Source organism: Bacillus sp. FSL R5-0512 (genome assembly GCF_038593295.1).
GTDB classification, from domain to species: domain Bacteria; phylum Bacillota; class Bacilli; order Bacillales; family Bacillaceae; genus Bacillus; species Bacillus safensis.
Window position 1 is genome coordinate 3,340,582 of sequence record NZ_CP151982.1, and the last position, 24,320, is coordinate 3,364,901.

Consider the following 24,320-nt stretch of genomic DNA (forward strand, 5'->3'; position numbering starts at 1 on the left):
TGCTCCCCGCCTCGGGAAGCACTTTATTTAAATGCCCAAAAATAGCATCACACTAAAAAGGACATTGATCAAAAACACAAACATAAAAATATACCTGACCTGCCTTACCTGAAAATCACCCAACATAAAAATATAAAGACCTGCAATGCCAAGTGTCAGGACAGGCTGAAGAAATGGCACTAAAAGCGAAATGCCGTAGCCGGCTCCCATGATGACAGGAAGCCATAGTAAATAGAGGTAACCGCCGTTTTTGGATTTCAAGAAACCACTCCCTCTCTTTCTTCTATCTGCTTGATTTCAGGCTGAACAAACTTGAGTCCGGCCATTGTGCGGCCGCGTTTTTGTGATGTCCAGACTGCAATCGCCGGCTGATCTGTGAGAGATTCTGTGTCAATGGTGATCAGCACTTTCTCATGTAATTCAATTGAAGCTTCAGATTCGATTTTGCACCCAGATAAACTTATATCATGTATGTTGACCGGCACCTTCTCTTCTAACCGGCCCTCATAGGACAGCGTGCCTGCCACACCTTGCAAAGGCCTTCTCATCCATTTGCGCCGCAAGGCCCTTGGTACTTTTTCCGTTTCTCTTATAAAGCGGAGAAATGTCCGAACAGCATAGGATTTTTTCTCGCGATCCGTTATCGATACATGCTCTCGTGTGAATAAGAAACGGATCAATGATAGGTACTCTGATTTTTCTGTATCAGTAAAAGCAACACCAACCATCAGCTTGTCTCCCTCTGGATGGCTCCAAACCACATCACACGCCACACTTTGATCCTCTGAAAAGAACAATTGCATTTGTCCTTGATTTAAAGAAGAAGCTTGATCCAATGGAATGGATAGACGCGCACCTGAATCACTCATGTCTAGTAGAAAACAAGCAATCGGCTCATCTTGACGATCAGAACAGAGCTGCCCCTCTTTTTCTATGACAAACCGCTCTGATTTTCGATAACGCGGACGATCAAACGCCACAATCAGTGCCATGAGTAGACCTGCACCGTTATAAAGCACCCAAAAAATATTAATCAACGTGAGATCAGCATTCATCGTCCCATTTACCTTCATATCGTATCCTATTTTCACAAGGACAAGCAATGAGAGCAGCAAGAAGATCAAATGAGGAATCATCGTTTTCAAATGAAAATGTCTCTTGTCCGTTTGAATTCCCTTCGGCGTGACAAGGAATTCAACCCTCTTCTTCAAAAACAGCTCACTTAAAGCTACACCAGCCAAGTGGAATGCCATAGAGCTTTCGTAAATATGACTCCAAAACATACTTCTTTTTTGATTCGACACCAGTTTAAACGCTAAATACGAACTAAAGAACGCCGGCAGCCAAAACATAAAAATGGACTGGAAATCGGCCCAGAAACTTTGAATACCAAACAATAAAAACAATATTGGTGTAAGAATGTAAATCATTTTAAACAAACCGTTAAACCAATACACAATGCCATCTAAATAAAGAACTCGCTGCATAAGCGTTAAGCCGCGAACCTTCAATGGATTAAACTTACGGGCGCACTGAATGTTCCCTCTCGACCACCGGTCTCTCTGCTTTAACAAGTCAAGCCAGCTTTCAGGTGCCAGACCGACGGCTAATACTTCTCCGACAGACACTGATTTGAACTTCCCTTGGAGAAGCATTCCGGTCGCCATGTCTTCTGTAATCACTCCAGTAGCAAATCCGCCAATTTCCTCTAAGGCCGTTCTTCTAAATACAGTATTACTCCCGACATACATCACCGCATTGAACCGATCCTTACCAGTTTGGAGGGTTTGCATGAAGAAGTCCTGTTCATTTGGAATTCGATCCTTCGAGAACATATTATATTGGAAAGGATCTTCGTTATAAAACGCCTGTGGAACTTGAACAAACGCAGTCGCTCCATCATGAAAGTAAGGCACTGTCTTTTCTAAAAAGGCAGGAAGGGGGACCATATCAGCATCAAGTGTGAGAATCAGTTCCCCATTCGTTTGAGACATCGCATGGTTTAAATTACCCGCCTTAGCAAACTTGTTATCTGTTCTTGTCAGATAATGAACGCCAAACTCAGATGCAAGCTGCTCCACAGACTCCCTCTTGCCATCATCACATAAATAAATGTGGACGCTGCCTTTTGGATAAGACAGATTCAAACAGCCTGCAACAGTGCGTTTCAGCACTTCAATCGGTTCATTATATGTAGCTATGAAAATATCAACTGTTGGCAGCCTGTCCAAATCACTGATCATGACTTGTTTTCGATTTGAAGGCTTCCAAACAAGTGTATAAAACACAAGCAGCTGTAAAAATCCAATACATTCACAGGCTACAAGCAAGATGCCCATTATTATATTAAATGTACCTTCATGCGGCAGTGTAAAAAAGAGACGCCAGCAAATATATGCGGCATTTGTTAACACACAGAGCACAATGATGATTTTTTTAACAGTAGAGGCAAGCGGCTGAATACGATACATCACATACAACACAGATAAAACACAAAGCATAAACAGCGGGTAATACGTGGTGAATAATGACAACAAATTTACCTTCTTTCTTACGCCATAAATGACAATCACATATAAAATTCCATAACAAAGGAGGGGATTCTTTCATCACATTGCCCCTCCAAATCTATTCAAGCAGCCAAATCAACATATTATTTCCACAATGTATCTAACTGATTTGAATAAAAATCAATCGCTTTTCGATAACTTAAAATAGCAGGATCTTTTGTCGTTTCAGTTAAACAGTTCAGTAATATTTCCATTGCTTTGCTATGTTCCTTTAAATTATACAAAGTATGGCATAGAACGTTTGAATGGCTTTGTTGTCCGGATAAGTTTCCATCCCTTTTAGGAATATCTGTTTTGACTTTTCATATTCTCCTAAAGTTCTGTATGTACTTCCTAACCCTAGTAAAGCGTCTTCTAGTTCTTCTGAAGACAATCCTAACTCAATGGCCCTTTCATAAAAAAAGACAGCCTGCCTTTCCTCTCCTAACAAGTCATAACTTCAGGCACATTGATAATGAATAGAGGCATCGTCTGGATACTCCTCTGCAAGATGAGACAGCATTTCATTTGATTCTTGAAGATGTCCACTTTTTCGAAGTTCAATGGCTTTTTCAAGCTTTGTTTCCATCACTTCACCTCTACTCTTTTCAAGATAAAAGGACTGATATTTACGAAAATACCTTTTCATTCCGTTCAATCATCCGCGTCATGTTTTTCTCAAATTCCAGCTGTTCTTCTGCGTTCAGGCCCGAGGCTGTCAGCTGATCACTAAGCTTTTGAAGCTCCTCTAGTAATAAACGCATAAGAAGTGTACAATCAATCGGTTCACCGATTAATTCTGATAAGGATGCCATCGTATCCGGCTGTATATCAGGAAATACTGCCTTCACTTCTTGCCGTTTATCCTTTAAGGCGGCGTCATAAAAACGGCGGATCAAGTCGGCACGTTCACGCCCGCTTCCATCTGCACACAAATAAATTTGCACAGCGACCCCACCGCGTAATCTACGCTGAGAAATGCCTGCAAATTTCTTTCCATTGATACTTAAATCGTAGCTGCCTGGACAATAAGAGCCGACTATTTCATAGGCTTCAATGTCCACATCATACATCGACAGCATCCGGCGGATCAATTCCACCATCGCATCATACCCGCGGTCAATATCAATGCCCTTCTTTTGTTCCGCAAAAATTAAAGACACATTCAGTACACCTTCATCCAGCACCACAGCAAGACCCCCTGAGTTGCGCACAATCACACGATATCCCTCTTCCTCAAGCAGCTTTACGCCATCTTGGAGAAATGGAAGTCTTGTATCCTGAATCCCAAGCACAATCGTATTGTGATGCACCCAAGAACGGGCTGTCGCTGGTGAGAGGCCCTTCCCCACCGACGCGCAAAGCGTATCATCCATCGCAAAAGATTGCTTCGGGTCCACATAGAGACCAAGACTCGACTGATCGATGATTCGCCATTTTGGCTGTGTCAGTAACTCAATAGGTTCATTTTTCATCTCCTGCATATCCTCTCGTTCATAAACTGTGTTTATTATAACATGTGATGAATGGGGGGAGAATGCAAAAAAGCTCCATAACATTTGGCGTCACAGAGCGTTTCAGTTGGATGATTTGGTTTTCGGTTACGCTTCTATGTTACAGCCCTCACTCACCCATTTCAGAAAGTTGCCGGTCAGGAGCTCTGCATGCTGAGGGTCCATTACACCAGCATCCACGATCCATACCTTTTTCTCCTCTTCAGCCAGCCGCATGAGAAATACTTGCCCGCCGCCATCGTCGCCAATCGCCACATAGCCGCTTGCATATTGTCGAACCTCCCATGTTGCATTGCGTTCCGCAATGTCCTCCGTACCGTATAGAAGCACCTCACCGCCAACGGAACATCCATTTGTCTGTTTCAGCAGTTCCTTATAAACATGGGGCAGCAGCATGTTTAGCTGGGATTCTGCCTCTTTGATCTGTATGTCACTTGCTGGTTTATTCACGTGCAGATGTGGGATTTGAGGTAAATTGAGCATTTTAAGAGCCTCCTCTATTTTAAGTTGCTGATTTTTTCATCACCCTTTTATACAAACGAAGGAGCATTTTTAAAAGAAAATAGAAAATGACCACGTCAAGTATAAAACCCCACACTAGAAATTCAAAAGTATGATGTCCGTGCAGAACTAGCCAATCAATAGGGAAACCGCGATAATCAGCATCTGAGTAAGAAACTCCTCTCAGCAAAGCTGTTCCTATAACAATCAGAACACTGATACTTAATAGCCAATTGGATGTTTTTTTGCTTTTGTTTTGTTCATGTTCCATAGGCATTCCTTTCTCTGTTTTGCTGCCCGATACAAGACTTGATTCCAGTACTACAGACAACCGTCCTATCTATGACAGCATTTCTTTAAGCAAACTCTCTGCTTTATGTAATTCATCTAGAAAGGGGTTTAGATAGTCATTATAACTATCCAAATAAGCTCTCACCCCGCCAATGATCATAATCTTTTGGAGATCTTCATTGTTCTGAATGATCCTTTGTGCATTTTTATATCTTTTGTATATTAATTGGAGAACACCTTGATTGATTTCTTGTGAATATTCTTTTTCTAGGATGTTGATGACGGTTTGGATTTGTTTCGTTAGTTGTTGTTTTTTGTTCATTTAATGCTCCTTAAGACTTCAATCTCCTACTAATAAATATCTAATCGTTGACAATTAAAACTTATAAAATCGCCTTCATTTATATCTCCTGGTATATTGTAATCCAATTCTAATAAAAATCCGCCCACTCTCACTTTTTCATCACGCTTATCAATTAATTTTCCTAAGAAACTATAACTAAAATTATCATCTAATTTTTCAATTCTAAACTCTGACAACTCTGCCTTCACTAAGTCTGACACATCTAAACAAAAAATAGGTTCCAATAGTTCACTTTCTTCAAGGTAATTTAATGGTTGAGCAAAACACATTAATTCCAGTTCGCCATCTGTTACAATCACTTCAGCTTCTGAAGCTTCTTGTGAAATCCAGTTTATTTTTTTTATTTTCAATACGATCATCCTTTTTTTACTTCTCTGTCTTTACCCCTAAACTTGGTACTTTTCAGAAAGTTCTTCAGCACAGAGTAAGTTAAAATGCTTGTAGTAAGTCAAATAGTGATGATTGTCTGTGGGCCGGATTGATTAGCAAAGAGAAAAGTAAAACCAGATATAGCAATCAAACTTAGAATGACCTTCACAGAAACATTTCAAAAAAGCACAAGCTTACATTCAAAGATTATTTAACATTGCATCAAATAAAGTAGAAAAAGAAAGAATATCTTTTTTATTAACAATAATAAACATTTAAAAACCCTCAAAGAGACTCAAATTAATTCTCTTTGAGGGTTCATCTATTCTATTTCAACCCTATTTTTACTTCACCATCATGAAAAACTTCAATCGCATATCCAGAAGATGGTGAAAAAATCCACGTATCAAAACTGACAGCTGTAACATCATCTATAGCTTCAAATACTTTATCTAAAGTAGATTGAATAATTGGTAACGTCCCTTCATCCCAAATTACATAAACAATATCACTGTACTCATTCAGTTTTTGATTCAAAAAGGATCGTATTTCATCGAATGTATCCACTTGCTTATAAGAAGATATCTTCTTCCATTCAATTTGCCCCCAATCAGTAAATGGAAAAGAATTTTCAAAATCATTTAATATTTGCTCTCTATTATCTTCATATAAAATATGTACATCCTCACCTAGTGCCTCAATACACTCATCTAATAAACTCACCTTTTCTATCACTTCTTCTCATTTATTTTGAAAAGAATCTGGTCTCTTTCCAACTCCTTTTAGAGGTTTAGTTAACGATACATTTAGGTGAAAATTTTACAAAAACAGAGTTTTTACCATCATCCATCATTCTTTTCAATTCCTTACCTAATGAATAATTAGAATCTGGTTCTGTTTGCAATACACAAACAATATTTCCACCCTCCCCTTGAGTTAGACAGGTTAATTGCAAATATTCATTGTTATCAAAAATAAAAGAAACGATGTAATCATAGAAATTACCTTCTGGGTTGTCCTTATTTAATTCCTCCTTAAAAACTCTGACTATGGTTCCAGCCCAAATTCGAGTATCATCTTCAACTTCCTGTATAGATATCCAATCATTCTTAATCATTCTATTACATCCTCTCTACTTTATTTTTAAATTATGACCACCAGATGCATCAGCAGGTTTAGTTTGTTTAAAATCAAAATCAACCTCTCCTTGATGCTTCCCCTTATTATTTGTTTTTTCAAAACGACCATGCTGTGTATCTACTGAATATAAATCTCCAGTTTTAGGGTCTTTATATACATCCCTACTATTAATCTTACTTAATTTTGAATCTTTTATTAAGCCATTACTTTTAGCAACTTCTTTTACTTTCATTTTTACAGCTGCGACACGCTCTGCTGGAGGCAATTTCACTAATGATTTTTCAAAATCTTTAGCCCCATTCCTCGCACCCTTAGCACTCTTCTCAACCTTCTTAGCTACTTTCTCCCCTTTGATAATCTTAAAAACATATTTCCCCACTTTAACAATGTTGGTGCTTGGAACCATGTACACTCCTGATACCAAACGATCCATATCCGCGACTTTATCACCTGTTATCGGATCTCTTCCTGTAATAACCCGAATCGCGTCGTTTATTCCTGTAAATTCAACCGCTGTATTTAAGATATTTTGGGGTTGATCGCCTGTTTTTACATCAGAAATCGGTTTAACGCTCTCAATCGTTACTTTGTTTTTTTCTGATATTCGTAACCGATACAGCATTCCGTCTCGCATGACATCAACCGTTTTGGCATGTTCGAAGTTGATCTCTTTGTACTCATTTATGTTGTATACTTTTCCATTTAAGGTCAAGGTGGTTTGATTGATTTTACTAGACGGCGTTTCCCGAACAACCGTCTCTACATTCGCGTGTTGTTTCTCTTTCAGTTTCTTCAGCATGATCATCATTGGATTGTCTTTTGGGTTGTCTATTTTATCCTTCAATCCACTGATGGTGCTGCTTACTTTTTCTTCTTTTTCATCTTTGAAAATAGATCCCTTTTGATAGCTCGTGATGTCGATTTTTGGGCCGGTGAACATGGAACTTAAGGTATCGATGTATTGCTTCATTGTTTGAAGGGAGCTTTTGGTTTCATGTAAAGCACTTGTCTGCTCCCGGTCAAATGCATGAAGCAGACCAATGGTTCTTGAGGTCTCGAGCCATGCCTTTTGATAGTTTTGCTGAAAAGCTGATTCATCTACATTTGGTAAATGAACAATATGACCAACTCTGCCAATGGCGTGGTTTACCTCTGATACGATTTCAGAAATTGTTCGTTCAGCTTTTTTTAAGCCTTGATCAAGATCATGTTCGATAAATGCTTGTGAGATAAATCCGTGCTCATTTGATTCTAATGCGTGAAGAGCCTGCTTTGTGTTTTTTAATGCAGCGCTATATTCCTCAATGACGACCTGAAAGAATTGCAGGAAGGGAATATGGCATTCTGTATAAAAGGCGCGGATGGCTTGTCCCGCCTCTCCCTTTAGTGCGCCATCGAGTGAGATGATGTGATTGATTTGTTTTTCTAGGGAGCTGATTTGCTGCGACTGCTGCTTTAACGCATTCAGCGTTTGATCTATTCCGTTTATTAGCTCAAAGGCGTCAAGGGTTTTCATTGCGTTCTCCTTTATTTTCTTTTACTGCTGAAAGCAAGCGCCTTGTCCGTTTCAATCATGGTGTTCACCGCTTGTTCTGTTTGTACAAGCTGTTTCTGAAGAATGCCTATATAGGATGAACTTAATTCGTTCAGCTGCTGATTGATCTTTTCTATTGTGTCTGCCGTCAGGAGCTGATTTCTCCCTTTGATGGTGGTTGGAAGGGCTGCATTCATTTGAGCGCCTGATTGTTTTGCATGCTGTAATACTCGTTTGACCTGACTGGCATCTATTTTAATTTCTCTCGTCATTTGACTACCCTCTTTTTTCTTCCAGTTGTTTCTGCTTTTCTTTCTCTATTTTTCTTTCAACCGAATGAATTTCATGTTCTAACGAATGGATATCCGATGTTAAATCACTGATTTTCTCATTGATTCGATTTAATAGATTGGTTAGCTGTACACCTTTTATTTCCTGACTGGCGGAAGCCATTTCGTCTCGAATGTCATTAAACGTATCTGCAAGATGGCCAAACCATGTATGTGATGTCAGATCTGGATGAGTCATTTTCTTGTTAGCATCTGCCAGAGCAGACTTTGCTCCTTTTATTTCTTTTCGACACATGCTCAGTTCTATGATTTGTTCTTTTTTGATAGATATATCTGCCTTTAACGAATACAAGGCTGCTTTATAACCGATGATTGCTCCAGATATGGTTAAACACCTCTATTCCTTAAATAGTCCTCCGTTATGTTACCATTTACTAGCACAAGAGGCATATGATTGAAAGTGAATTTACTAAAAAATGAATCGTACGTATTGGGTTTTAATACCTATTTCTCGCACGCAAAAAAGCTGGAGTTCATTTACTGAATCCAGCTTTTCATTGCTTATTTGAGCGAATCACCTGCTGTTGCTGATGGATGATCGCTAAATGAGGTGTCTTTCTTTTCAGGAATATAATGGAGAGAGAAACCGACAAGACTGAAAAAGGCACTTAACACCAATGTTGGGTTTTTGAATAGGTTCGTACTTGCAATGATCATATCTCCCTTTTGCAAAAGAATCCCTAGTATTTGACCGAATACCAACAGGGCTCCTGACGTTAAGAACAGGACAAGCAGCACTTTAAATAAAAATTCCATCAATGCTCTCATGTGTTTCTCCTTTCTATACTGGAAGTATTCCCATTCCGATGAGCCAGCCAATTCCTACGATCGGCAGCATATAGTAGAGAATCAGCGGTATAAACGTTTTCTCCGGTCTGGCTCCTGCAAGACCAGAAGCAATGAAAATCGATCCTGATGCCGGCGGGGAAGCGCCTTCTGTTGATGAAAAAGCAAGAATGGCGACAACAGCCACAACTGGATCCACTCCGACTGAGACTAAAGCTGAAAATGAGACAAGTCCAACAGCTGTTAATGTGGCTGTAGAAGATAATGGTCCAGCCACCAGCGTGACAAGAATACCCACAATGAGCACCATGAGCCATTTCGGAATGGTCAGTACTGATGTGATTTGCGTCAAATCTTCTGCCAATCCTAATTCAGCAAGCACCTGACTAGCAGCAACAGCAAACAGCATCAAGGCACCGATCGTTGTAAACTTAGGAATGGCCGACTTGAAAAACTGAGACCAATCTAGTGCAGACGCCTTTTTTCTTCCAATTGTTAAACTAATCAACATCATGAGAATCGGAATCCACGTAATTAAAGAAATTTGATCCATTGCCTCTGGTCCGATGTTTGGATTACTTTTTAAGTAGTTTGCCAGCGGACCAATTGTGATAATGATAGGAATCAAGGCACCGAAAAAAATAAAGATCGACTTCCACCCTTGTTTCACTGCTTCCCTAAAAGGAAGAATATCATCTGGCGGCATGGCCTGAATTTTATTCTTTTTCACCAGGATATACACCAAAATAAATCGGTATACGACTTGATACAGTCCTCCTATTAAAAGCGCAATATATAAATCCCCCTCAGATACAAGGGCTGCAATTGGTGCAAACCCCAGCATGATAAACATGGAAGAATTCGGTGGCAGTGCCGCTCCAAGTCCTCCATTCCCCGCTAAAATGGTCGCTGTATGGGTTCGGCTCCAGCCTGATTTCATCATCCAAGAAGCTGTGATAGACCCAGTGGCCGCTGTGTTTGCAGAATTTGAACCTGAAAGAGCACCTAAGACTGCTGAACCTAACGTACTCATATAAGCCGCTCCACCAGGAAGTTTTCCTACAACTGAATTTAAGATTCGCAAGAGTGCATGAATTAATTCCAGCTTTTCGATTAAATAGGCCATGAATACAAATGCGACAGCTGCATAGAGCACCTCATATGTGGATGCAAATTTTAATCCATCCCAGAAAAGTCTTAATGCATCCAATCCGCCAAATAATGTGGTTGCAATAAAGCCTAATAGCATGGCTTCTCCCATATTCCGCTTCACGACGACATTCCATATAATGATGACAGCTATGAATACAATCAACGCAATAAAACCCATATCGTTTTTTCGCCTCCCCTTTGTTCAATAAAACGCTTACAATTTATTTCCCCTGCTGCATCACGTCAATGACTTCTTCCCAGCTGGCCGGCTTTTTCCCATTAAACCGTTCAACGAATTGAAACTCTGCTAATCTCTCTAGCTTCTGTTGTGCTGCCCGAGACATACTGGCATCAATCTCTGCTTCATCTAGCATGTCAATAGAGCCAAGAAGCTCGATCGCTCGTCTTTTCGCATGAAGTGCACTCCCTGTCACAAGACGGTTCATGGTCTCTTCAAAACTTTTGCTATCCATTGTATCGCTTAGTGAAGAAATCACTTGATGTTCCACATTGTACTTTTTTGAAATTTCCAAAAATTCAACCATGAGACCAACGATCCCCTTCATATAAACGCTTCTGATCAGCTTCAAAGCCGAAGCATCTCCTGGCTGGTCACTGATTTTTGTGATATTCATGCCATAAGCATTCATTACTTTCATGAATTGGTCAGTTCCACTGCCGCTTGCCGTGATCGGAACCTTGTGTTTGTTGACTGGAAGAGGCCCTAGCATGGCAGCATCTACGAATAGAGCTTTTTGCTTTTCAATTTCGTTTGCCACTTGTTTTTTGATGTCTGGTGTTGATGCCGATACATCTACATATAATTGATCCTCTTTCAAACTTCCCGATACGGATTGGGCCACTTCTAAGGTTTTATTCGCTGGCACAGCGGCAATGACAATATCAGATTTCTCAATGACTTCGCTAATACTGCTGGTTAATTGAACTCCTGTCTGCGATGCTTTTTCCTTCAACGCGCCAGCCAATTTCTCGTTTTGTAATAGTACATCATACGCATAAAATTGATCTAATCCTTCTGTTTTCAATCCTGTTGACAGCTCATATGCCGCTTCTCCATATCCAATAAAGCCTATCTTCATCACAGATTCCCCTATCCCTTATATTTTTTCATTCTGCCTTCCAGCCATGCCGGTGCTAAGAGACTGATGTCTTGCTTTCCTTCGTTCATATACTGTTGAATCGTTTGTAATCTATGATTTTCATACGCTTGTTTTTCTTCCGCTAGCGTCAGCAGGTGTTCCGCCTTTTCCTTTGGAACGATGACGACTCCATCATCGTCTGCAATGACTAAATCACCTGGTGCTACTTTGACACCGCCGCACGAGATGGTTTGATTCAATTCCCCAGGACCATCTTTAAAAGGTCCATTTGGCATAAACCCCTTACTGTAGATCGGAAAAGCCAGCTCCTCTAAAGCGAGTTTGTCGCGAACAAGCCCGTCAATCACGATTCCTTCTATTCCTACAGCCTTTGCTGCCCCTGCCATCAATTCCCCTAAATATGCATGGCCCTTATGGTCTTTTCCATCAACAATCAGTACATCTCCTTCTTTCGCAGAGTAGATCGCTTGATGAAGAAATAAATTATCCCCTGGCCGTAAGCTGACGGTAAAAGCTGTACCTGCTACATTCATGCCTCTTGCAACTGGTTTGATTTGATGATCCATCGCGCCGGTGCATCCCATCACGTCTGACAGCAAGGTCGAGTTAAGCTTTCTTGCCCGATCTATAAGATCATTTGACACGAATTGAACAGTACTCATAGTTTCCATCATCCCCTTTTAGTTATATTCATTACATTTAATCTAATTAAAGTAATATTCATTACTTTTGTGATACGATCATACCATCTCGATCTTATTTAGTAAAGCGCTTTCAAAAAAACCAAATTAAAAAAATGAGTCACCACACGACTAATGTGTTGTGTGATAACTCATTTTCGTTAACATATGATTGATTTGATCTAAACGTGGTTTTGTTCTTTCAGGATCATTAATGGCTAAGGCACTTAAAATATAATCTACGATAAAGATAGCAGATACGACAGAGTTATGAGAGCTCACACTTGCTGAGGAACATGGCAATACATATTGTGCATACTTTGTTAGTGGAGAGCTGTAGCTGTCTGTAATTAAAAGCACTTCCACCCCATATGACTTCGCTGCCTCCAGCAAATCCTTCATACGCTTTGCATAGCGGGGATAGCTGACCGCTATAATGAAATCATCAGATTGAAAATGAACGAGATCATCCACCCAGTCACTTTTGTCTGCATCAATATATTGACAATTCCCCAACAGCCGATTGATTCCGAGTGACAGATACTCGCCGACAGGTCTTCCACTTCGGACACTTGTACACAGAACCTGGCGGGAGCTGGCTATTTTTTCAACAATATGCTGAAAGGTTTCTTCCGTGATATTGTCTAAAGCGTACTGGATATTTTGAAATTGCAGCTCAACATGATTATGCAGGAGCTTACTTTTATTTGAATGTTTGAGGTTCGCTTCAAGTCTCGTTTGAGGGGCAGCTTTATGCTTCATATTTGATTGAAGCTCTTTTTGAAGCTCGGAGAAACCGGAATACCCTACAGCAGCAGAGAATCTCATGATGGTCGCTGTACTCGTCCCTACTTTTGACGCCAATTTATCTACAGTTAAAAACGCAACCTCCATTGGATTTTGCACGATATAATCTGCAATTCTCCTTTGTGCCTCGGTTAATCCCGCGACCTTATGCTGAAGCTTATGTATTAAATCGTCCATTATAGCACCTGCCCATTCTATCGGCTTTATCTACGATCAAAATTTTTTCTTTTCCCCTATATTGTACACATTTGTCATCAAAAAAACAGCCAGCACGAATCTATCGTACTGGCTGCCTTTGTCGAGATCATTATAGTGCTTGAGCTGCTGTGATAAGCGCAAGGTTGTAAACGTCTTCGGCATTACAGCCTCTTGATAGATCGTTTACTGGCTGGTTTAAACCTTGAAGGATAGGACCTACAGCTTCAAAGTTACCTAAGCGCTGTGCAATTTTGTAGCCAATGTTTCCAGCTTCGAGGCTAGGGAAAACAAATACGCTGGCGTCGCCTTTGATGACGGAATCTGGCGCTTTTTTCGCTGCTACTGAAGGAACGAAAGCTGCATCGAATTGGAATTCTCCATCAAGTACAAGCTCAGGTGCCTTTTCTTTTGCAATGCGAACTGCTTCAGATACTTTTTCTGTTTCGTCTGATTTTGCTGAGCCTTTTGTAGAAAAGCTAAGCATTGCCACACGTGGCTCGATATCAAACATTTTTGCTGTGTTTGCACTTTCGATCGCAATTTCAGCTAGATCTTGGCTGTCTGGTGCAATGTTGATTGCACAATCAGCAAACACGTACTGCTCTTCGCCGCGAGCCATGATGAAGACACCAGATGTTTTCTTTACGCCTTCTTTTGTTTTAATGATTTGAAGTGCTGGACGCACTGTGTCAGCAGTTGAGTGTGCCGCACCGCTCACAAGTCCGTCTGCAAGACCTTTATACACAAGCATTGTACCGAAGTAGTTTTCATCTAGTAATGCTTTTCTAGCTTGCTCTTCTGTTGCTTTGCCTTTACGTCTTTCTACGAAAGCTTGTACAAGCTCTTCAAAACCTTCATATGTATGAGGATCATACACGTCAACACCATTAAGTGTAAGACCTAATTCTTTTGCTTTAGCTTCAACTTCTTGTTTTTTTCCTACCACAATTGGCTGCAATACTTTGCCATCTGCTAATTTTTGAACGGCTGTTAGAATGCGTTCGTCCATTCCCTCAGGAAAAACGATCTTTACTCCTTTACCTGCAACCTTTTCCTGAACTGTTGAAAAAATATCTGCCACTTCAATACCCTCCTTGATTTTACAAAAAAAGCGTTCTCTTTTAAGCATACTCTTCTTCTACCTAAATTCAAACTACCAACTTATATTATAGCGCTTACAAATTAAATTCTTATTTTTCAAACTAATTTAATCAATTTTAATAAAAGCTGTTTTCCTCGTTCAAGTTTTGATCACATCTCCATTTGGACAAACTATGTTATAGTTGGAACAGATGGAAAACTGTTAATAGGAGTGAAAGAAATGAGCGAACAACATACAACAAATGAAGCAGCTCAAACACTAGATGGCTGGTATGCACTGCATGATTTTAGAACAATCGACTGGACAGCTTGGAAGCTGCTGACAAGTGATGAGCGCCAAGCCATCATTCATGAATTCACAGGTCTATTGGAAAAATGGAAAACAGCTGAGCATGATAAGGCTGGGAGCCAAACAATCTATAGTATTGTCGGCCAAAAAGCAGATATTATGCTCATGATTTTACGTCCGACAATGGAAGAACTAGGTGAAATTGAACTCGAATTCAACAAGACACGGCTAGCAGAGTTTACGATTCCAGCTTATTCTTATGTTTCAGTTGTTGAGCTCAGCAACTACTTAGCAGGAGGCGGCGATGGCGGAGATCCTTATGAGAACCCGCATGTACGTGCTCGCTTATATCCAGAGCTTCCTTCTTCTCAATACGTGTGCTTCTATCCAATGGATAAAAGACGTTCTGGCAATGACAACTGGTACATGCTTTCCATGGATGAGCGTAAATCTCTTATGAGAAGCCACGGCTTAATTGGCCGAAGCTATGCTGGGAAAGTAAAACAGATCATTACAGGTTCTGTTGGTTTTGATGATTATGAGTGGGGCGTTACCCTTTTCTCTGATGATGTGCTTCAATTTAAAAAATTGGTTTATGAAATGCGCTTTGATGAAGTCAGTGCACGCTACGGCGAATTTGGTTCCTTCTTTGTTGGAAACCGATTAGCAAACGAGCAGCTGGCGTCTTATTTCCATGTATGATAAACTCTTAAGGCTTCGGATCTCTCCGAAGCTTTTTTATGTATTTGTTTAGAAAGGTGATCACATCATGAAAAACTTCCCCATCGCTATTTTTGCGTTAACGCTCGGTGCGTTTTCGATTGGCATGACTGAATTTGTCATCATGGGACTTTTACCAAATGTCGCAAACGACCTTCATGTATCAATTTCTGCTTCAGGACAGCTGATTACTGGATATGCACTTGGTGTCGCAGTTGGCGGACCTATTTTAACGTTATCGACTGGAAAAATATCGAGGAAACGTCTCCTCATTCTGTTAATGATTCTTTTCGTTGCAGGAAATGCTGCTGCCGCTGTCTCGACCTCTTATGGTCTATTAATGGCCGCCCGTATTTTAACGTCATTTGCTCATGGAACCTTCTTTGGCGTCGGAGCCATTATGGCTGCACGGCTTGTGCCTAAAGAGAAAAGCGCAAGCGCGATCAGCTTCATGTTTACAGGACTGACAGTTGCCAATGTACTCGGTGTGCCGTTCGGTACCTTTATCGGAAATCAATTCGGCTGGCGTATGTCTTTTCTAGTCATTGCCGTCATTGGTCTCATTTCCTTAATTGGTATCATCAGCTTAGTCCCAAATCAGTCGAAAGAAGAAGTACTCGATATTCGAAATGAAGTATCCGTTTTGAAAAAACCACAAGTACTCGTTTCCTTTGCAATGACCATCTTTGGTTTTGCTGGTGTATTTACAGCCTTTACGTATATCAGCCCAATCTTGCTGCAAGTCACTGGATTTCAGGAAAATGGGGTGACGCTCATCCTTGTCCTATTTGGACTTGGGGTCACTATCGGAAATTTAGTTGGCGGAAAGCTTGCTGACTGGAAGCTGATGCCAAGTATTATGGTGACACTGATCCTGCTCATTGCTGTCCTGTTATTGTTTACAGTCACTTCCGAATTCAAAGTGCCTGCCGTGCTGACCATTTTTGTTTGGGGAATCATTTCATTTATTCTTGTTCCTACCTTGCAATACCGCACGATGAACATGGCACATGAAGCACCGACACTCGCATCGACGCTCAGCCATTCTGCCTTTAATATTGGGAATGCCGGCGGTGCAGCGCTTGGCGGTCTTGCTATCGAAATCACACATTTACAGCTTGTTCCGTTATTTGCTGCAGCTGTGACATTTATTGGTCTTATCATTACAATTATGAGCTATCAGTCAGATAGACGAACAAAAAGGACCTGAGTCAGGTCCTTTTTTTATTTCACCACTGTCATTTCTGGCTCTTCTATTTGTTTCAAGCGTTCCTGAATTGGATGGGAAAAAGAGTGCTCTGACAAGACAATATGGGAGACGGTTTTTGTAAATCCAGATACTTCTTGAATAAAGGCTTCAATTTCTTCAAGAGAAGAAACTGACAGCTTAATGAAAAAGCAAGACTGACCTGCCACTCGATAAGCAAAAAAGGCGCGTGGATGCTCATTCATAAAAGCCACAAAACGCTGATACTCCCCATTTAACACCGTAACTTCCAGCAGGCAGTCAATCAGAAGCCCTAATTTTTTATAATTGACCTGAACAGAATACCCTTCGATAATCCCTGCATCCTCTAATTTACGCACTCTTTCTGCTACCGCAGGTGCTGATAAATTCACTCGTTTGGACAATTCCCTCATGGATAAGCGGGCATCTTCTCTCAATTCATTTAAAATATGCACATCTACATCGGTGATTTTCATTCGTACCTCTCCTATCCAAAAATCGTTCCATTTGAAAAGTATTTGATGATAATACTTATGATATGAAATGTAAAATAAAACTAAATAATGGTAGAATTTATTTTAACGGAATTGAATGAAAAAGCAAGTATGGAGGGATTACTTGATGAAAGAATCTTTAGACAGCCAGGCTCCTAAAACATTTCCCATCACACTTGCCATCGCACTCACACTTGGCGTTTTTGCTGCGGGATCGGAAGAGCTGGTGATTTCACCACTTCTGCCTGATTTATCAAACTCCTTTCAGCACTCTCTTGATATTCTCGCTCTTTCCATCAGCATTTATGGGTTAGCTGTGCTGGTTGGAGCTCCGCTGCTCGTTCCTTTAGGGGACCGGTATTCAAGAGAGCTGTGTTTGATTATTGGGCTGTCTTTCTTTTTGATTGGAACAGTGATGTGTGCTGCTGCCCCAAATTTGGCCGTGTTTTTTGCAGGCCGTGCTATTTCTGGGCTGGCGACTGGTGTATTTGTGCCAACAGCCTATGCTCTTGTGGGCGACCGGGTTCCATACGAGTATCGCGGCAAAGTGATGGGACTCATTGTATCGAGCTGGTCTCTTTCTCTTGTCCTTGGTGTGCCCATTGGCGCCTTTATCGGTCAAAGTTTGAACTGGCGCTGGACATTTTGGATTTTCGCCATGATGAGTCTCGTTGTCCTGCTGCTCGTCATCCTTGAATCTCGAAAACAAGTCGCAACAGCTGCTTCGAAGGCACCTCAAACTAGGGAGAAATCAGGCTCTTTATGGGGGGCTTTAAAAATCGACCGAGTCCCTGCCTATTTGACCGTGACATTTTGTAACATGCTTGGATTTTATGGCATGTACTCATTTTTAGGAGCATACCTGCAAAGTCTGTTTTCCGGAGGGCAATCAACAGCTGGACTTCTGATCATGGCTTATGGTGTTGGCTTTTCCATGAGTATGTTTACCGGGAAATTAGCAGATTGGTTTGGCAAAACACGTTCACTTTTCTTTGTGCTGGGCGGCATTACGCTTGTCCTTGCCTTACTTCCTTATGCACCGTTCTCATGGACATTGCTCATTTTTGCTTTATTTATTTGGGGTGCCATGCAAAGTTTATCTGTCACGCTTTTGAGCACCGTCCTGAGCGACTGCTCCCAAACCCACCGAGGCAAAGTGATGGCTTTTTACAGCCTTGCTTCCAATCTTGCCGTAATGCTTGGATCAGCTCTGATGGGACCTGTTTATGTCCATTTCGGCTATCATACAGTAGGGCTTGTATGTGCACTCATTACGCTTGTTGGTTTTCTCATCAGCTTCGTCAGCTATAAACGTGAAAAAACCTTACAGCAGAAACATAAAAACACATTTGAAACGTGAGCTCATTTCACTGCACATCTCGATATGTGCAGTTTTTTAGATCAATTTTTAATATCATCATAAAATACATTTTTTATAAATTTTGTTGACAATTACCAATTTTATTTTTTATAATCTAGTAAAAATTTGAAAAAGATTGGATGGTAAGGTAAACATGATCTTAAAGAATGATGTTTTTCATTTCAAAGAAGAGCCCATCGTTTCACCTAAGATGTTTACAGTCAATACATTAGGCCCTAAGGGGACAAGCAGTGAATATGCAGCAAAACATTTCATCTCTCATTCCACCACTACACTCGGCACTCATACGAAACTATCCCTTTACGACACATTCGAAACTTGCATTGAACATACTCTCTCTAACGCACTCCAATACACTCTCGTTCCACACGCATACGAAGGAATTAAACACTTCTACATGAGACCTGACCTGCAGCTTTTACAAATATTCAGATGTGACACGCCCATGTATGGTTTGGCTGTCAGACCAGATTTCCCCTTTCAAGAACAAATGCTTCACCATTTAAAAATTGTTTCTCATCCTGCACCTGTGAATTTGATTCAATATTTTATTCATCAAAATGCTGAATTTGAGCTTGTCAATTCTACAAGTACAGCCGCACAAAAAGTCAGAGACGGCGAATTTGATTTCGCTTTAACCAATGAGGTGGCTAGAGCTACATACGGCCTCACCTTCATTCGAACATTTAAAAGCATTCCTATGAGCTGGTCTATATTCGGAAAAGGAGAGATGTAACATGACAACTGAACAAAAGGTGCAAGAATTATATTTTCCTCAAGCGAAAAAACGAGAATGGGATAATGGTGTCATCCAATATTCTACTGTCAGAGGCGATACGGAAGTGTTAATTTCACACGTCCCTCCTCACACGATCATCGAACCTCACGAGCATCCAGAAGCACAAATCGGCATCGTATTAAAAGGTGAGCTTCAAATGACGGTCGGCCAATCGACCCAATTGCTCACCCCATTAGAATCAGCCTATATTGCACCACCATTCGTTCCTCACGGCGCATCGAATCTGACAGATGAAGAAGTGATCGCCATTGATATTAAGAGATTGAAAGATGGAGAGGAATATACGGCTCCTCCTACTTATTTCTTAGATATTTTCAAAACGCGTGATTTACTTCCTGGCATGGAAGTGACTTTTTTTGTGGAGGACTGGATGGAGCTTATGATTGCCAACATTCCGGGAAATGGCGGGGAAATGCCTTTTCATAAGCACCGTAATGAACAAATCGGGATTTGCATTAGCGGTGGGTACGATATGACGATTGAAGGCTTTACAGAAAAGATGGAATTTGGCACGACCTACTTCTGTGATCCAAAAGAAGATCATGGCGCCATTAATCCAAAGCCAGAAGCATCAAAGTCTATTAATCTCTTCTTCCCTCCACGCTATAACCGCTTAAAGCCAAAAGCGCCTAAGGTGAAGAAATGAACATTGCCGGAAAAGTCGTCCTGATTACAGGAGGTGCGTCTGGGATTGGGCTTGCCGCCGTCAAGCTTTTCCTTGAGCACGGAGCAAAAGTAGCAGTGGCTGATATCAATGAAGATAGCGGTAAACAACTCATTGAATCATTGCCTCATGAACATGCTACGTTTTTCAAAACAGATATTACGAATGAGTCTGACTGTCAAAAAACCGTTCAATCCGTGCTGAGCCAATTCGGGACAATTGATGTTTTGATTAACAATGCAGGCATCGAAATTGTCTCACCTATTCACGAGATGACACTGGAGGATTGGAACCACATTCTACAGGTCAACCTGACTGGTGTATTTCTTATGAGTAAGCATACATTGCCGCATATGCTTGAAAAGAAAAGCGGAAGTATTATTAATACTGGATCTGTCGGAGGTCTCGTTGGCTGGCCTGACATTCCTGCATACAACGCAACGAAGGGCGGTGTCATCCAGCTCACCAAATCGATGGCGATCGACTATGCCGCTCATCAAATCAGGGTGAATTGTATCGCACCAGGCATCATTGATACGCCATTAAATGAAAAATCCTTTTTAGACAATCATTCAGAAAGTCTTGAGGTTGTTAAAAAGGAAAAAGCAAAGGTGAATCCCTTGCTTCGTCTCGGAAAACCTGAAGAAATTGCGGGCGTGATGCTGTTTCTCGCCTCTGATCTATCCAGCTATATGACTGGAAGTGTTGTCACAGCAGATGGCGGATACACCGCTAGATAAAAAGGAGTGCTTTCATTGAGTAAAAAAACCGTACTTGTCATTGCTGACTTAGGAGGATGCCCGCCCCATATGTTTTATGAAAGCGTGGCGGCATCTTATCATATCGTTTCTTATATCCCTAGACCCTTTGCCATTACAAAGGGTCACGCTGAACTAATCGAAAAATACTCCATTGCCGTCATCAAAGATCGTGATTATTTTGAGACACCCCCTTCTTTTGAACACCCTGATTCTATTTACTGGGCACATGATGATTATCTGAAATCAGAGGAAGAGGTGGTGGATGATCTAGTCCGTGTGGCTTCCTTTTTCAAAGCTGATGCCATCACCACAAATAATGAATTATTCATTGCACCAATGGCAAAAGCTGCTGAGCGGCTGGGGCTGCGCGGCGCTGGGGTAAAAGCAGCTGAAATGGCACGTGATAAAAGCCAAATGAGAGCTGCATTCAACGCTGCTGGTGTCAAAGCGGTGAAAACTCAGCCTGTCACGACTTTAGCTGATTTCCAGCAAGCTATTGAACAGATCGGGACACCGCTTATTTTAAAGCCTACATATTTAGCAAGCTCCATTGGCGTGACCCTTTTTCATGACAGAGCCGGCAGTGATGATCTCTTTTTAAACGTACAATCCTACTTGCAAACGATTCCCGTCCCAAACGCTGTGACATATGAAGCACCATTTGTCGCTGAAACGTACTTAGAGGGTGCTTACGAGGATTGGTATCAGGAGGGTGGCTATTCTGATTATGTCAGTGTAGAAGGGTTAGTCGTGGAGGGAGAATATATCCCTTTTGTCATACATGACAAGACCCCTCAAATCGGTTTTACAGAAACGGCTCATATTACTCCCTCGATCCTAGACAATGAAGCCCAGCAAATCATTATTGAGGCAGCTAAGAAGGCAAATGAAGGGCTGGGCCTTGAAAACTGTGCGACCCATACAGAGATCAAGCTCATGAAAAATCGAGAAGCAGGACTGATCGAATCCGCAGCTAGATTTGCTGGCTGGAATATGATTCCGAATATCAAAAAAGTGTTTGGGGTGGATATGGCCAAGCTGCTGATCGATGTATTAGTCGATGGAAAAAAAGCGGAGCTGCCAAAAGAGCTGCTTTCTGGACATACGCATTATATAGCAGACTGCCATTTATACCCTCAGCATTTCAAAGAAAGCGGACACATACCGGCAGAGGCCACACACATCACCATTGATCATATCCATATTCCGCAGGATGCTTTAGTTGGAGATACTGTGATCGTCAGTGAATCTGTCCCGTCCAAAGGCACCTTTGTCGATCTATCTTTATTTGAAGCCTTTAATGGCATCGTGTCGCTTGAGTTAAAGGGGTCATCCTCACAGGATGTTGCAGCATCCATCCGTAACTTACAGAAGCAAGCTGCCCTTCATTTAATGGATGAATTAGTCAAGGGATAGAAAGAGAGGGTAACGTGGTGGAGATCTTACCATCTAACATAATTGAACGGCTGCCAGAACAGAAATTTGGAACCGTATTTGAGAAAATTGCGCAAAAAGCACGAAACGGAGCGAACATCATAAACCTTGGTCAGGGAAATCCCGATCTTCCTACTCCTGCACATATCGTAAGCGCCCTTCAAGAGGCAGCAGGCACTTTGCAATTTCAGCAATATGCACCTTTTAGAGGCTTCGACTTTTTCAAGCAAGCCATTGCAGATTTCTACAAAAAGGAGTTCGGCCCTGAGATAGACCCACAGAAAGAGGTTGCTCTTTTCAATGGAGGGAAAACAGGCCTTTATGTCATGAGTCAGTGTCTGCTTGACCCTGGGGACGTTGCCCTCGTCCCCGATCCAGGCTACCCAGAATATCATTCTGGGATCTTGATGGCAGACGCAAAGCCCTACTGCATCAAACTTGAATCGAAAAATGGCTATTTGCCGAATCTCTCTTCAATTGATCCGGAGGTACTCAAAAAGGCAAAGGTTCTTTTCTTAAATTATCCGAATAACCCAACAGGTGCTGTGGCAAATGATGCATTTTTTGAAGAGGCTGCTGATTTTGCATCAGCTCACGGACTGCATGTCATTCATGATTTTGCCTATGGTTCATTTCATTATGAACAAAAACCCGTAAGCTTTCTAAACGCTCCTCTTGGGAAAAGCGTAGGAGTGGAATTATATTCTCTATCCAAAACATTTAATATGGCAGGATGGAGAGTCGCTTTTGCTATAGGTAATGAGGACATCATCCAAGCCATTAACGCCTTCCAAGATCATGTGTTTGTTAGTATGTATGGCGGATTTCAACAAGCTGCAACTGTCGCCTTGCAAAGTGATGACCGTCACATACAATCATTAAAAGAGGTCTACCTTGAACGAATTCACTTTTTCATCCGTCAGGCAGAAAAGCAGCTAGGATGGTCCATCGAACGTCCAGCTGGTGCCTTTTATTTATGGGCTCCAATCCCTGATGATTTTGAACATTCTCATGAATTTGCTGACTATTTACTCGAACATACTGATGTCGTTGTCACGCCGGGGGGTGTGTTTGGAGCACATGGAAGCCGTCATGTCCGCATCTCAATGGTTGCTCCAATTGAACAGCTTGCCCTGTTTATCGACCGGCTTCGCATCCTTCCAATTCGCTTTAATCAAAAAACCCGCATATAGCGGGTTTTTGATGTCATATACTTTTCATCGAACCACCATCGACGGATATTTGTTGTCCTGTAAGATAGGAGGCTTCCTCTGATGCGATAAAAGCGGCCAATGAAGCCATTTCACTCGCTGACCCCACTCTTTTCATTGGAATTCCTGACGCTACAGCCTGTACAGCTTCTTCCCGCGAAAATGCCTGTTTACGCATCATGTTTCCGATAAATTGTTCATACCGATCTGTAGCTATAAATCCCGGGTTTAAACAATTCACTGTGATCCCTGAAGGTGCAAGCTGTGTGGCAGCATTTTTACTAGCATTAATAATCGCTGCATTCATCATACTGTTCGTAAACATTTGGTCGCCAGGCTCCTTCCATAGGTTCCCGACAATTTGAATGATCCGGCCATATTCATGTCGTTTCATCATCGCTGCCGCACGCTTCATCGTATCAATGTACGCAATGGCTTTTTGAGAAAATACTGCCATCATCTGCTCGCTGTCACATGAATCAAAGGTATCCGGCTTCCCCCCTGGAATGTTATTAATCAACACATCCAGTCTGCCAAACTCTTTTTCTATTTTCGTAAAAGCCTCAGCCCTCACTCCTTCATCTGACATGTCCCCACAGAAAAGAGCCACCGGCTCCTTTGTTTCTGCCATACGCCCAATGTGCTGCTGCGCTTCTTCTAGTGAGGATTGATTTCTAGAATTGATGATGATCTTTACATTGTCTTGAGCGGCAAGCTTTACGGCGATGGCCTTTCCAATCCCTGTACTTGCTCCTGTTACAAACGCAATTCTTTTAGACAAACTCATCCACATCCCTTTTCTTATCAAATTAGTACATATACATAAAATGACACATATAGAATGTATTTCAACAAAAAAAGACCTTTCTCCTGCGAAAGGCC

General features: G+C 41.4%; 28 protein-coding genes and 1 pseudogene. 8 read left to right on the forward strand and 21 right to left on the reverse strand.

Annotated features, from left to right (window positions below; translation table 11 throughout):
- Positions 1-27 precede the first annotated feature (27 nt).
- The 19 genes and pseudogenes from NSQ25_RS17205 to pta form a co-directional block, all read right to left on the reverse strand.
- On the reverse strand, positions 28-261 hold the full coding sequence (locus NSQ25_RS17205) for a DUF5970 family protein (RefSeq protein ID WP_034281254.1): 234 nt from the start codon (positions 259-261) through the stop codon (positions 28-30).
- Positions 258-2,534 carry a glycosyltransferase gene (locus tag NSQ25_RS17210; RefSeq protein WP_326135892.1) on the reverse strand — a complete coding sequence of 759 codons (2,277 nt, stop codon included), beginning with the start codon at positions 2,532-2,534 and terminating at the stop codon, positions 258-260. The genes NSQ25_RS17205 and NSQ25_RS17210 overlap by 4 nt, the downstream gene beginning before the upstream one ends.
- A 119-nt stretch (positions 2,535-2,653) precedes the next feature.
- Positions 2,654-3,138: pseudogene (locus NSQ25_RS17215) on the reverse strand (tetratricopeptide repeat protein).
- 40 nt (positions 3,139-3,178) lie between these two features.
- Positions 3,179-4,024 carry a lipoate--protein ligase family protein gene (locus NSQ25_RS17220; protein WP_041115487.1) on the reverse strand — a complete coding sequence of 282 codons (846 nt, stop codon included), beginning with the start codon at positions 4,022-4,024 and terminating at the stop codon, positions 3,179-3,181.
- A gap of 126 nt (positions 4,025-4,150) precedes the next feature.
- On the reverse strand, positions 4,151-4,564 hold the full coding sequence (locus tag NSQ25_RS17225; RefSeq protein ID WP_257994952.1) for an SMI1/KNR4 family protein: 414 nt from the start codon (positions 4,562-4,564) through the stop codon (positions 4,151-4,153).
- Between the two features lies 1 nt (position 4,565).
- On the reverse strand, positions 4,566-4,835 hold the full coding sequence (locus tag NSQ25_RS17230; protein ID WP_326135893.1) for a hypothetical protein: 270 nt from the start codon (positions 4,833-4,835) through the stop codon (positions 4,566-4,568).
- 69 nt (positions 4,836-4,904) lie between these two features.
- Positions 4,905-5,177, reverse strand: a complete 273-nt coding sequence (locus tag NSQ25_RS17235; RefSeq protein ID WP_326135894.1) for a hypothetical protein — start codon at positions 5,175-5,177, stop codon at positions 4,905-4,907.
- A 29-nt stretch (positions 5,178-5,206) separates the two neighbouring features.
- On the reverse strand, positions 5,207-5,569 hold the full coding sequence (locus NSQ25_RS17240; RefSeq protein WP_046313469.1) for a hypothetical protein: 363 nt from the start codon (positions 5,567-5,569) through the stop codon (positions 5,207-5,209).
- A gap of 346 nt (positions 5,570-5,915) precedes the next feature.
- Complete coding sequence (locus NSQ25_RS17245; protein ID WP_046312890.1) at positions 5,916-6,311, reverse strand: hypothetical protein; 396 nt, start codon at positions 6,309-6,311, stop codon at positions 5,916-5,918.
- A gap of 67 nt (positions 6,312-6,378) precedes the next feature.
- Positions 6,379-6,705: a hypothetical protein gene (locus tag NSQ25_RS17250; protein ID WP_326135895.1), complete on the reverse strand. Its 327-nt coding sequence runs from the start codon at positions 6,703-6,705 to the stop codon at positions 6,379-6,381.
- Positions 6,706-6,720: 15 nt separating this feature from the next.
- Complete coding sequence (locus NSQ25_RS17255) at positions 6,721-8,244, reverse strand: T7SS effector LXG polymorphic toxin (protein WP_326135896.1); 1,524 nt, start codon at positions 8,242-8,244, stop codon at positions 6,721-6,723.
- Between the two features lie 11 nt (positions 8,245-8,255).
- Complete coding sequence (locus NSQ25_RS17260; RefSeq protein WP_251232393.1) at positions 8,256-8,534, reverse strand: YwqI/YxiC family protein; 279 nt, start codon at positions 8,532-8,534, stop codon at positions 8,256-8,258.
- 4 nt (positions 8,535-8,538) lie between these two features.
- The gene (locus NSQ25_RS17265; RefSeq protein WP_268469797.1) at positions 8,539-8,904 is read right to left on the reverse strand and encodes a DUF5082 family protein; all 366 of its coding nucleotides are present in this window, start codon (positions 8,902-8,904) and stop codon (positions 8,539-8,541) included.
- A 209-nt stretch (positions 8,905-9,113) separates the two neighbouring features.
- A complete protein-coding gene (locus tag NSQ25_RS17270) occupies positions 9,114-9,380 on the reverse strand; it encodes a hypothetical protein (RefSeq protein ID WP_034281262.1) in 267 nt (88 codons plus the stop codon).
- 13 nt (positions 9,381-9,393) lie between these two features.
- The gene (locus NSQ25_RS17275) at positions 9,394-10,728 is read right to left on the reverse strand and encodes a TRAP transporter large permease subunit (protein ID WP_041115475.1); all 1,335 of its coding nucleotides are present in this window, start codon (positions 10,726-10,728) and stop codon (positions 9,394-9,396) included.
- Positions 10,729-10,771: 43 nt separating this feature from the next.
- Positions 10,772-11,650: a prephenate dehydrogenase/arogenate dehydrogenase family protein gene (locus NSQ25_RS17280; protein ID WP_326135897.1), complete on the reverse strand. Its 879-nt coding sequence runs from the start codon at positions 11,648-11,650 to the stop codon at positions 10,772-10,774.
- An 11-nt stretch (positions 11,651-11,661) separates the two neighbouring features.
- Positions 11,662-12,333, reverse strand: coding sequence for an RraA family protein (locus tag NSQ25_RS17285; protein WP_111926900.1), 672 nt, complete (start codon positions 12,331-12,333; stop codon positions 11,662-11,664).
- A gap of 150 nt (positions 12,334-12,483) precedes the next feature.
- Positions 12,484-13,335, reverse strand: coding sequence for a MurR/RpiR family transcriptional regulator (locus NSQ25_RS17290; RefSeq protein WP_041115469.1), 852 nt, complete (start codon positions 13,333-13,335; stop codon positions 12,484-12,486).
- Positions 13,336-13,465: 130 nt separating this feature from the next.
- Positions 13,466-14,437, reverse strand: coding sequence for a phosphate acetyltransferase (gene pta, locus NSQ25_RS17295; protein ID WP_326135898.1), 972 nt, complete (start codon positions 14,435-14,437; stop codon positions 13,466-13,468).
- Between the two features lie 240 nt (positions 14,438-14,677).
- Here pta and hemQ point away from each other — a divergent pair, with 240 nt between their 5' ends.
- Positions 14,678-15,448 (forward strand): hydrogen peroxide-dependent heme synthase, encoded by a 771-nt coding sequence (gene hemQ, locus NSQ25_RS17300; protein WP_034281267.1) that lies wholly within the window; start codon positions 14,678-14,680, stop codon positions 15,446-15,448.
- 67 nt (positions 15,449-15,515) lie between these two features.
- Positions 15,516-16,676, forward strand: a complete 1,161-nt coding sequence (locus NSQ25_RS17305) for an MFS transporter (protein WP_046312886.1) — start codon at positions 15,516-15,518, stop codon at positions 16,674-16,676.
- A 14-nt stretch (positions 16,677-16,690) separates the two neighbouring features.
- Here the strand turns inward: NSQ25_RS17305 and NSQ25_RS17310 are convergent, their stop codons facing one another.
- Positions 16,691-17,170: an Lrp/AsnC family transcriptional regulator gene (locus NSQ25_RS17310; RefSeq protein WP_041087746.1), complete on the reverse strand. Its 480-nt coding sequence runs from the start codon at positions 17,168-17,170 to the stop codon at positions 16,691-16,693.
- A 145-nt stretch (positions 17,171-17,315) separates the two neighbouring features.
- Here NSQ25_RS17310 and NSQ25_RS17315 point away from each other — a divergent pair, with 145 nt between their 5' ends.
- From NSQ25_RS17315 to NSQ25_RS17340, 6 genes are all read left to right on the forward strand, one after another.
- Positions 17,316-18,548 (forward strand): MFS transporter, encoded by a 1,233-nt coding sequence (locus tag NSQ25_RS17315; protein WP_326135899.1) that lies wholly within the window; start codon positions 17,316-17,318, stop codon positions 18,546-18,548.
- 154 nt (positions 18,549-18,702) lie between these two features.
- Positions 18,703-19,305 (forward strand): bacilysin biosynthesis protein BacA, encoded by a 603-nt coding sequence (locus NSQ25_RS17320; RefSeq protein WP_024423797.1) that lies wholly within the window; start codon positions 18,703-18,705, stop codon positions 19,303-19,305.
- 1 nt (position 19,306) lies between these two features.
- The gene (locus tag NSQ25_RS17325; RefSeq protein ID WP_061110214.1) at positions 19,307-20,014 is read left to right on the forward strand and encodes a cupin domain-containing protein; all 708 of its coding nucleotides are present in this window, start codon (positions 19,307-19,309) and stop codon (positions 20,012-20,014) included.
- Positions 20,011-20,772, forward strand: coding sequence for a glucose 1-dehydrogenase (locus tag NSQ25_RS17330; RefSeq protein ID WP_326135900.1), 762 nt, complete (start codon positions 20,011-20,013; stop codon positions 20,770-20,772). The genes NSQ25_RS17325 and NSQ25_RS17330 overlap by 4 nt, the downstream gene beginning before the upstream one ends.
- A gap of 15 nt (positions 20,773-20,787) precedes the next feature.
- Positions 20,788-22,209: an ATP-grasp domain-containing protein gene (locus NSQ25_RS17335; RefSeq protein WP_326135901.1), complete on the forward strand. Its 1,422-nt coding sequence runs from the start codon at positions 20,788-20,790 to the stop codon at positions 22,207-22,209.
- A 17-nt stretch (positions 22,210-22,226) separates the two neighbouring features.
- On the forward strand, positions 22,227-23,420 hold the full coding sequence (locus tag NSQ25_RS17340) for a pyridoxal phosphate-dependent aminotransferase (protein ID WP_326135902.1): 1,194 nt from the start codon (positions 22,227-22,229) through the stop codon (positions 23,418-23,420).
- A 13-nt stretch (positions 23,421-23,433) separates the two neighbouring features.
- On the opposite strand, the gene NSQ25_RS17345 is transcribed toward NSQ25_RS17340, so the two are convergent.
- Positions 23,434-24,225 carry an SDR family oxidoreductase gene (locus NSQ25_RS17345; protein WP_326135231.1) on the reverse strand — a complete coding sequence of 264 codons (792 nt, stop codon included), beginning with the start codon at positions 24,223-24,225 and terminating at the stop codon, positions 23,434-23,436.
- Between the last annotated feature and the right edge of the window lie 95 nt (positions 24,226-24,320).

Coding starts and splice junctions, on each gene's coding strand:
- NSQ25_RS17220 (WP_041115487.1), bottom strand. CDS start 4,024: ATGAAAAATGAACCTATTGAGTTACTGACACAGCCAAAATGGCGAATC.
- NSQ25_RS17230 (WP_326135893.1), bottom strand. CDS start 4,835: ATGGAACATGAACAAAACAAAAGCAAAAAAACATCCAATTGGCTATTA.
- NSQ25_RS17235 (WP_326135894.1), bottom strand. CDS start 5,177: ATGAACAAAAAACAACAACTAACGAAACAAATCCAAACCGTCATCAAC.
- NSQ25_RS17250 (WP_326135895.1), bottom strand. CDS start 6,705: ATGATTAAGAATGATTGGATATCTATACAGGAAGTTGAAGATGATACT.
- NSQ25_RS17255 (WP_326135896.1), bottom strand. CDS start 8,244: ATGAAAACCCTTGACGCCTTTGAGCTAATAAACGGAATAGATCAAACG.
- NSQ25_RS17260 (WP_251232393.1), bottom strand. CDS start 8,534: ATGACGAGAGAAATTAAAATAGATGCCAGTCAGGTCAAACGAGTATTA.
- NSQ25_RS17270 (WP_034281262.1), bottom strand. CDS start 9,380: ATGAGAGCATTGATGGAATTTTTATTTAAAGTGCTGCTTGTCCTGTTC.
- NSQ25_RS17275 (WP_041115475.1), bottom strand. CDS start 10,728: ATGGGTTTTATTGCGTTGATTGTATTCATAGCTGTCATCATTATATGG.
- NSQ25_RS17280 (WP_326135897.1), bottom strand. CDS start 11,650: ATGAAGATAGGCTTTATTGGATATGGAGAAGCGGCATATGAGCTGTCA.
- NSQ25_RS17285 (WP_111926900.1), bottom strand. CDS start 12,333: ATGAGTACTGTTCAATTCGTGTCAAATGATCTTATAGATCGGGCAAGA.
- NSQ25_RS17290 (WP_041115469.1), bottom strand. CDS start 13,335: ATGGACGATTTAATACATAAGCTTCAGCATAAGGTCGCGGGATTAACC.
- hemQ (WP_034281267.1), top strand. CDS start 14,678: ATGAGCGAACAACATACAACAAATGAAGCAGCTCAAACACTAGATGGC.
- NSQ25_RS17305 (WP_046312886.1), top strand. CDS start 15,516: ATGAAAAACTTCCCCATCGCTATTTTTGCGTTAACGCTCGGTGCGTTT.
- NSQ25_RS17310 (WP_041087746.1), bottom strand. CDS start 17,170: ATGAAAATCACCGATGTAGATGTGCATATTTTAAATGAATTGAGAGAA.
- NSQ25_RS17315 (WP_326135899.1), top strand. CDS start 17,316: ATGAAAGAATCTTTAGACAGCCAGGCTCCTAAAACATTTCCCATCACA.
- NSQ25_RS17320 (WP_024423797.1), top strand. CDS start 18,703: ATGATCTTAAAGAATGATGTTTTTCATTTCAAAGAAGAGCCCATCGTT.
- NSQ25_RS17325 (WP_061110214.1), top strand. CDS start 19,307: ATGACAACTGAACAAAAGGTGCAAGAATTATATTTTCCTCAAGCGAAA.
- NSQ25_RS17330 (WP_326135900.1), top strand. CDS start 20,011: ATGAACATTGCCGGAAAAGTCGTCCTGATTACAGGAGGTGCGTCTGGG.
- NSQ25_RS17345 (WP_326135231.1), bottom strand. CDS start 24,225: ATGAGTTTGTCTAAAAGAATTGCGTTTGTAACAGGAGCAAGTACAGGG.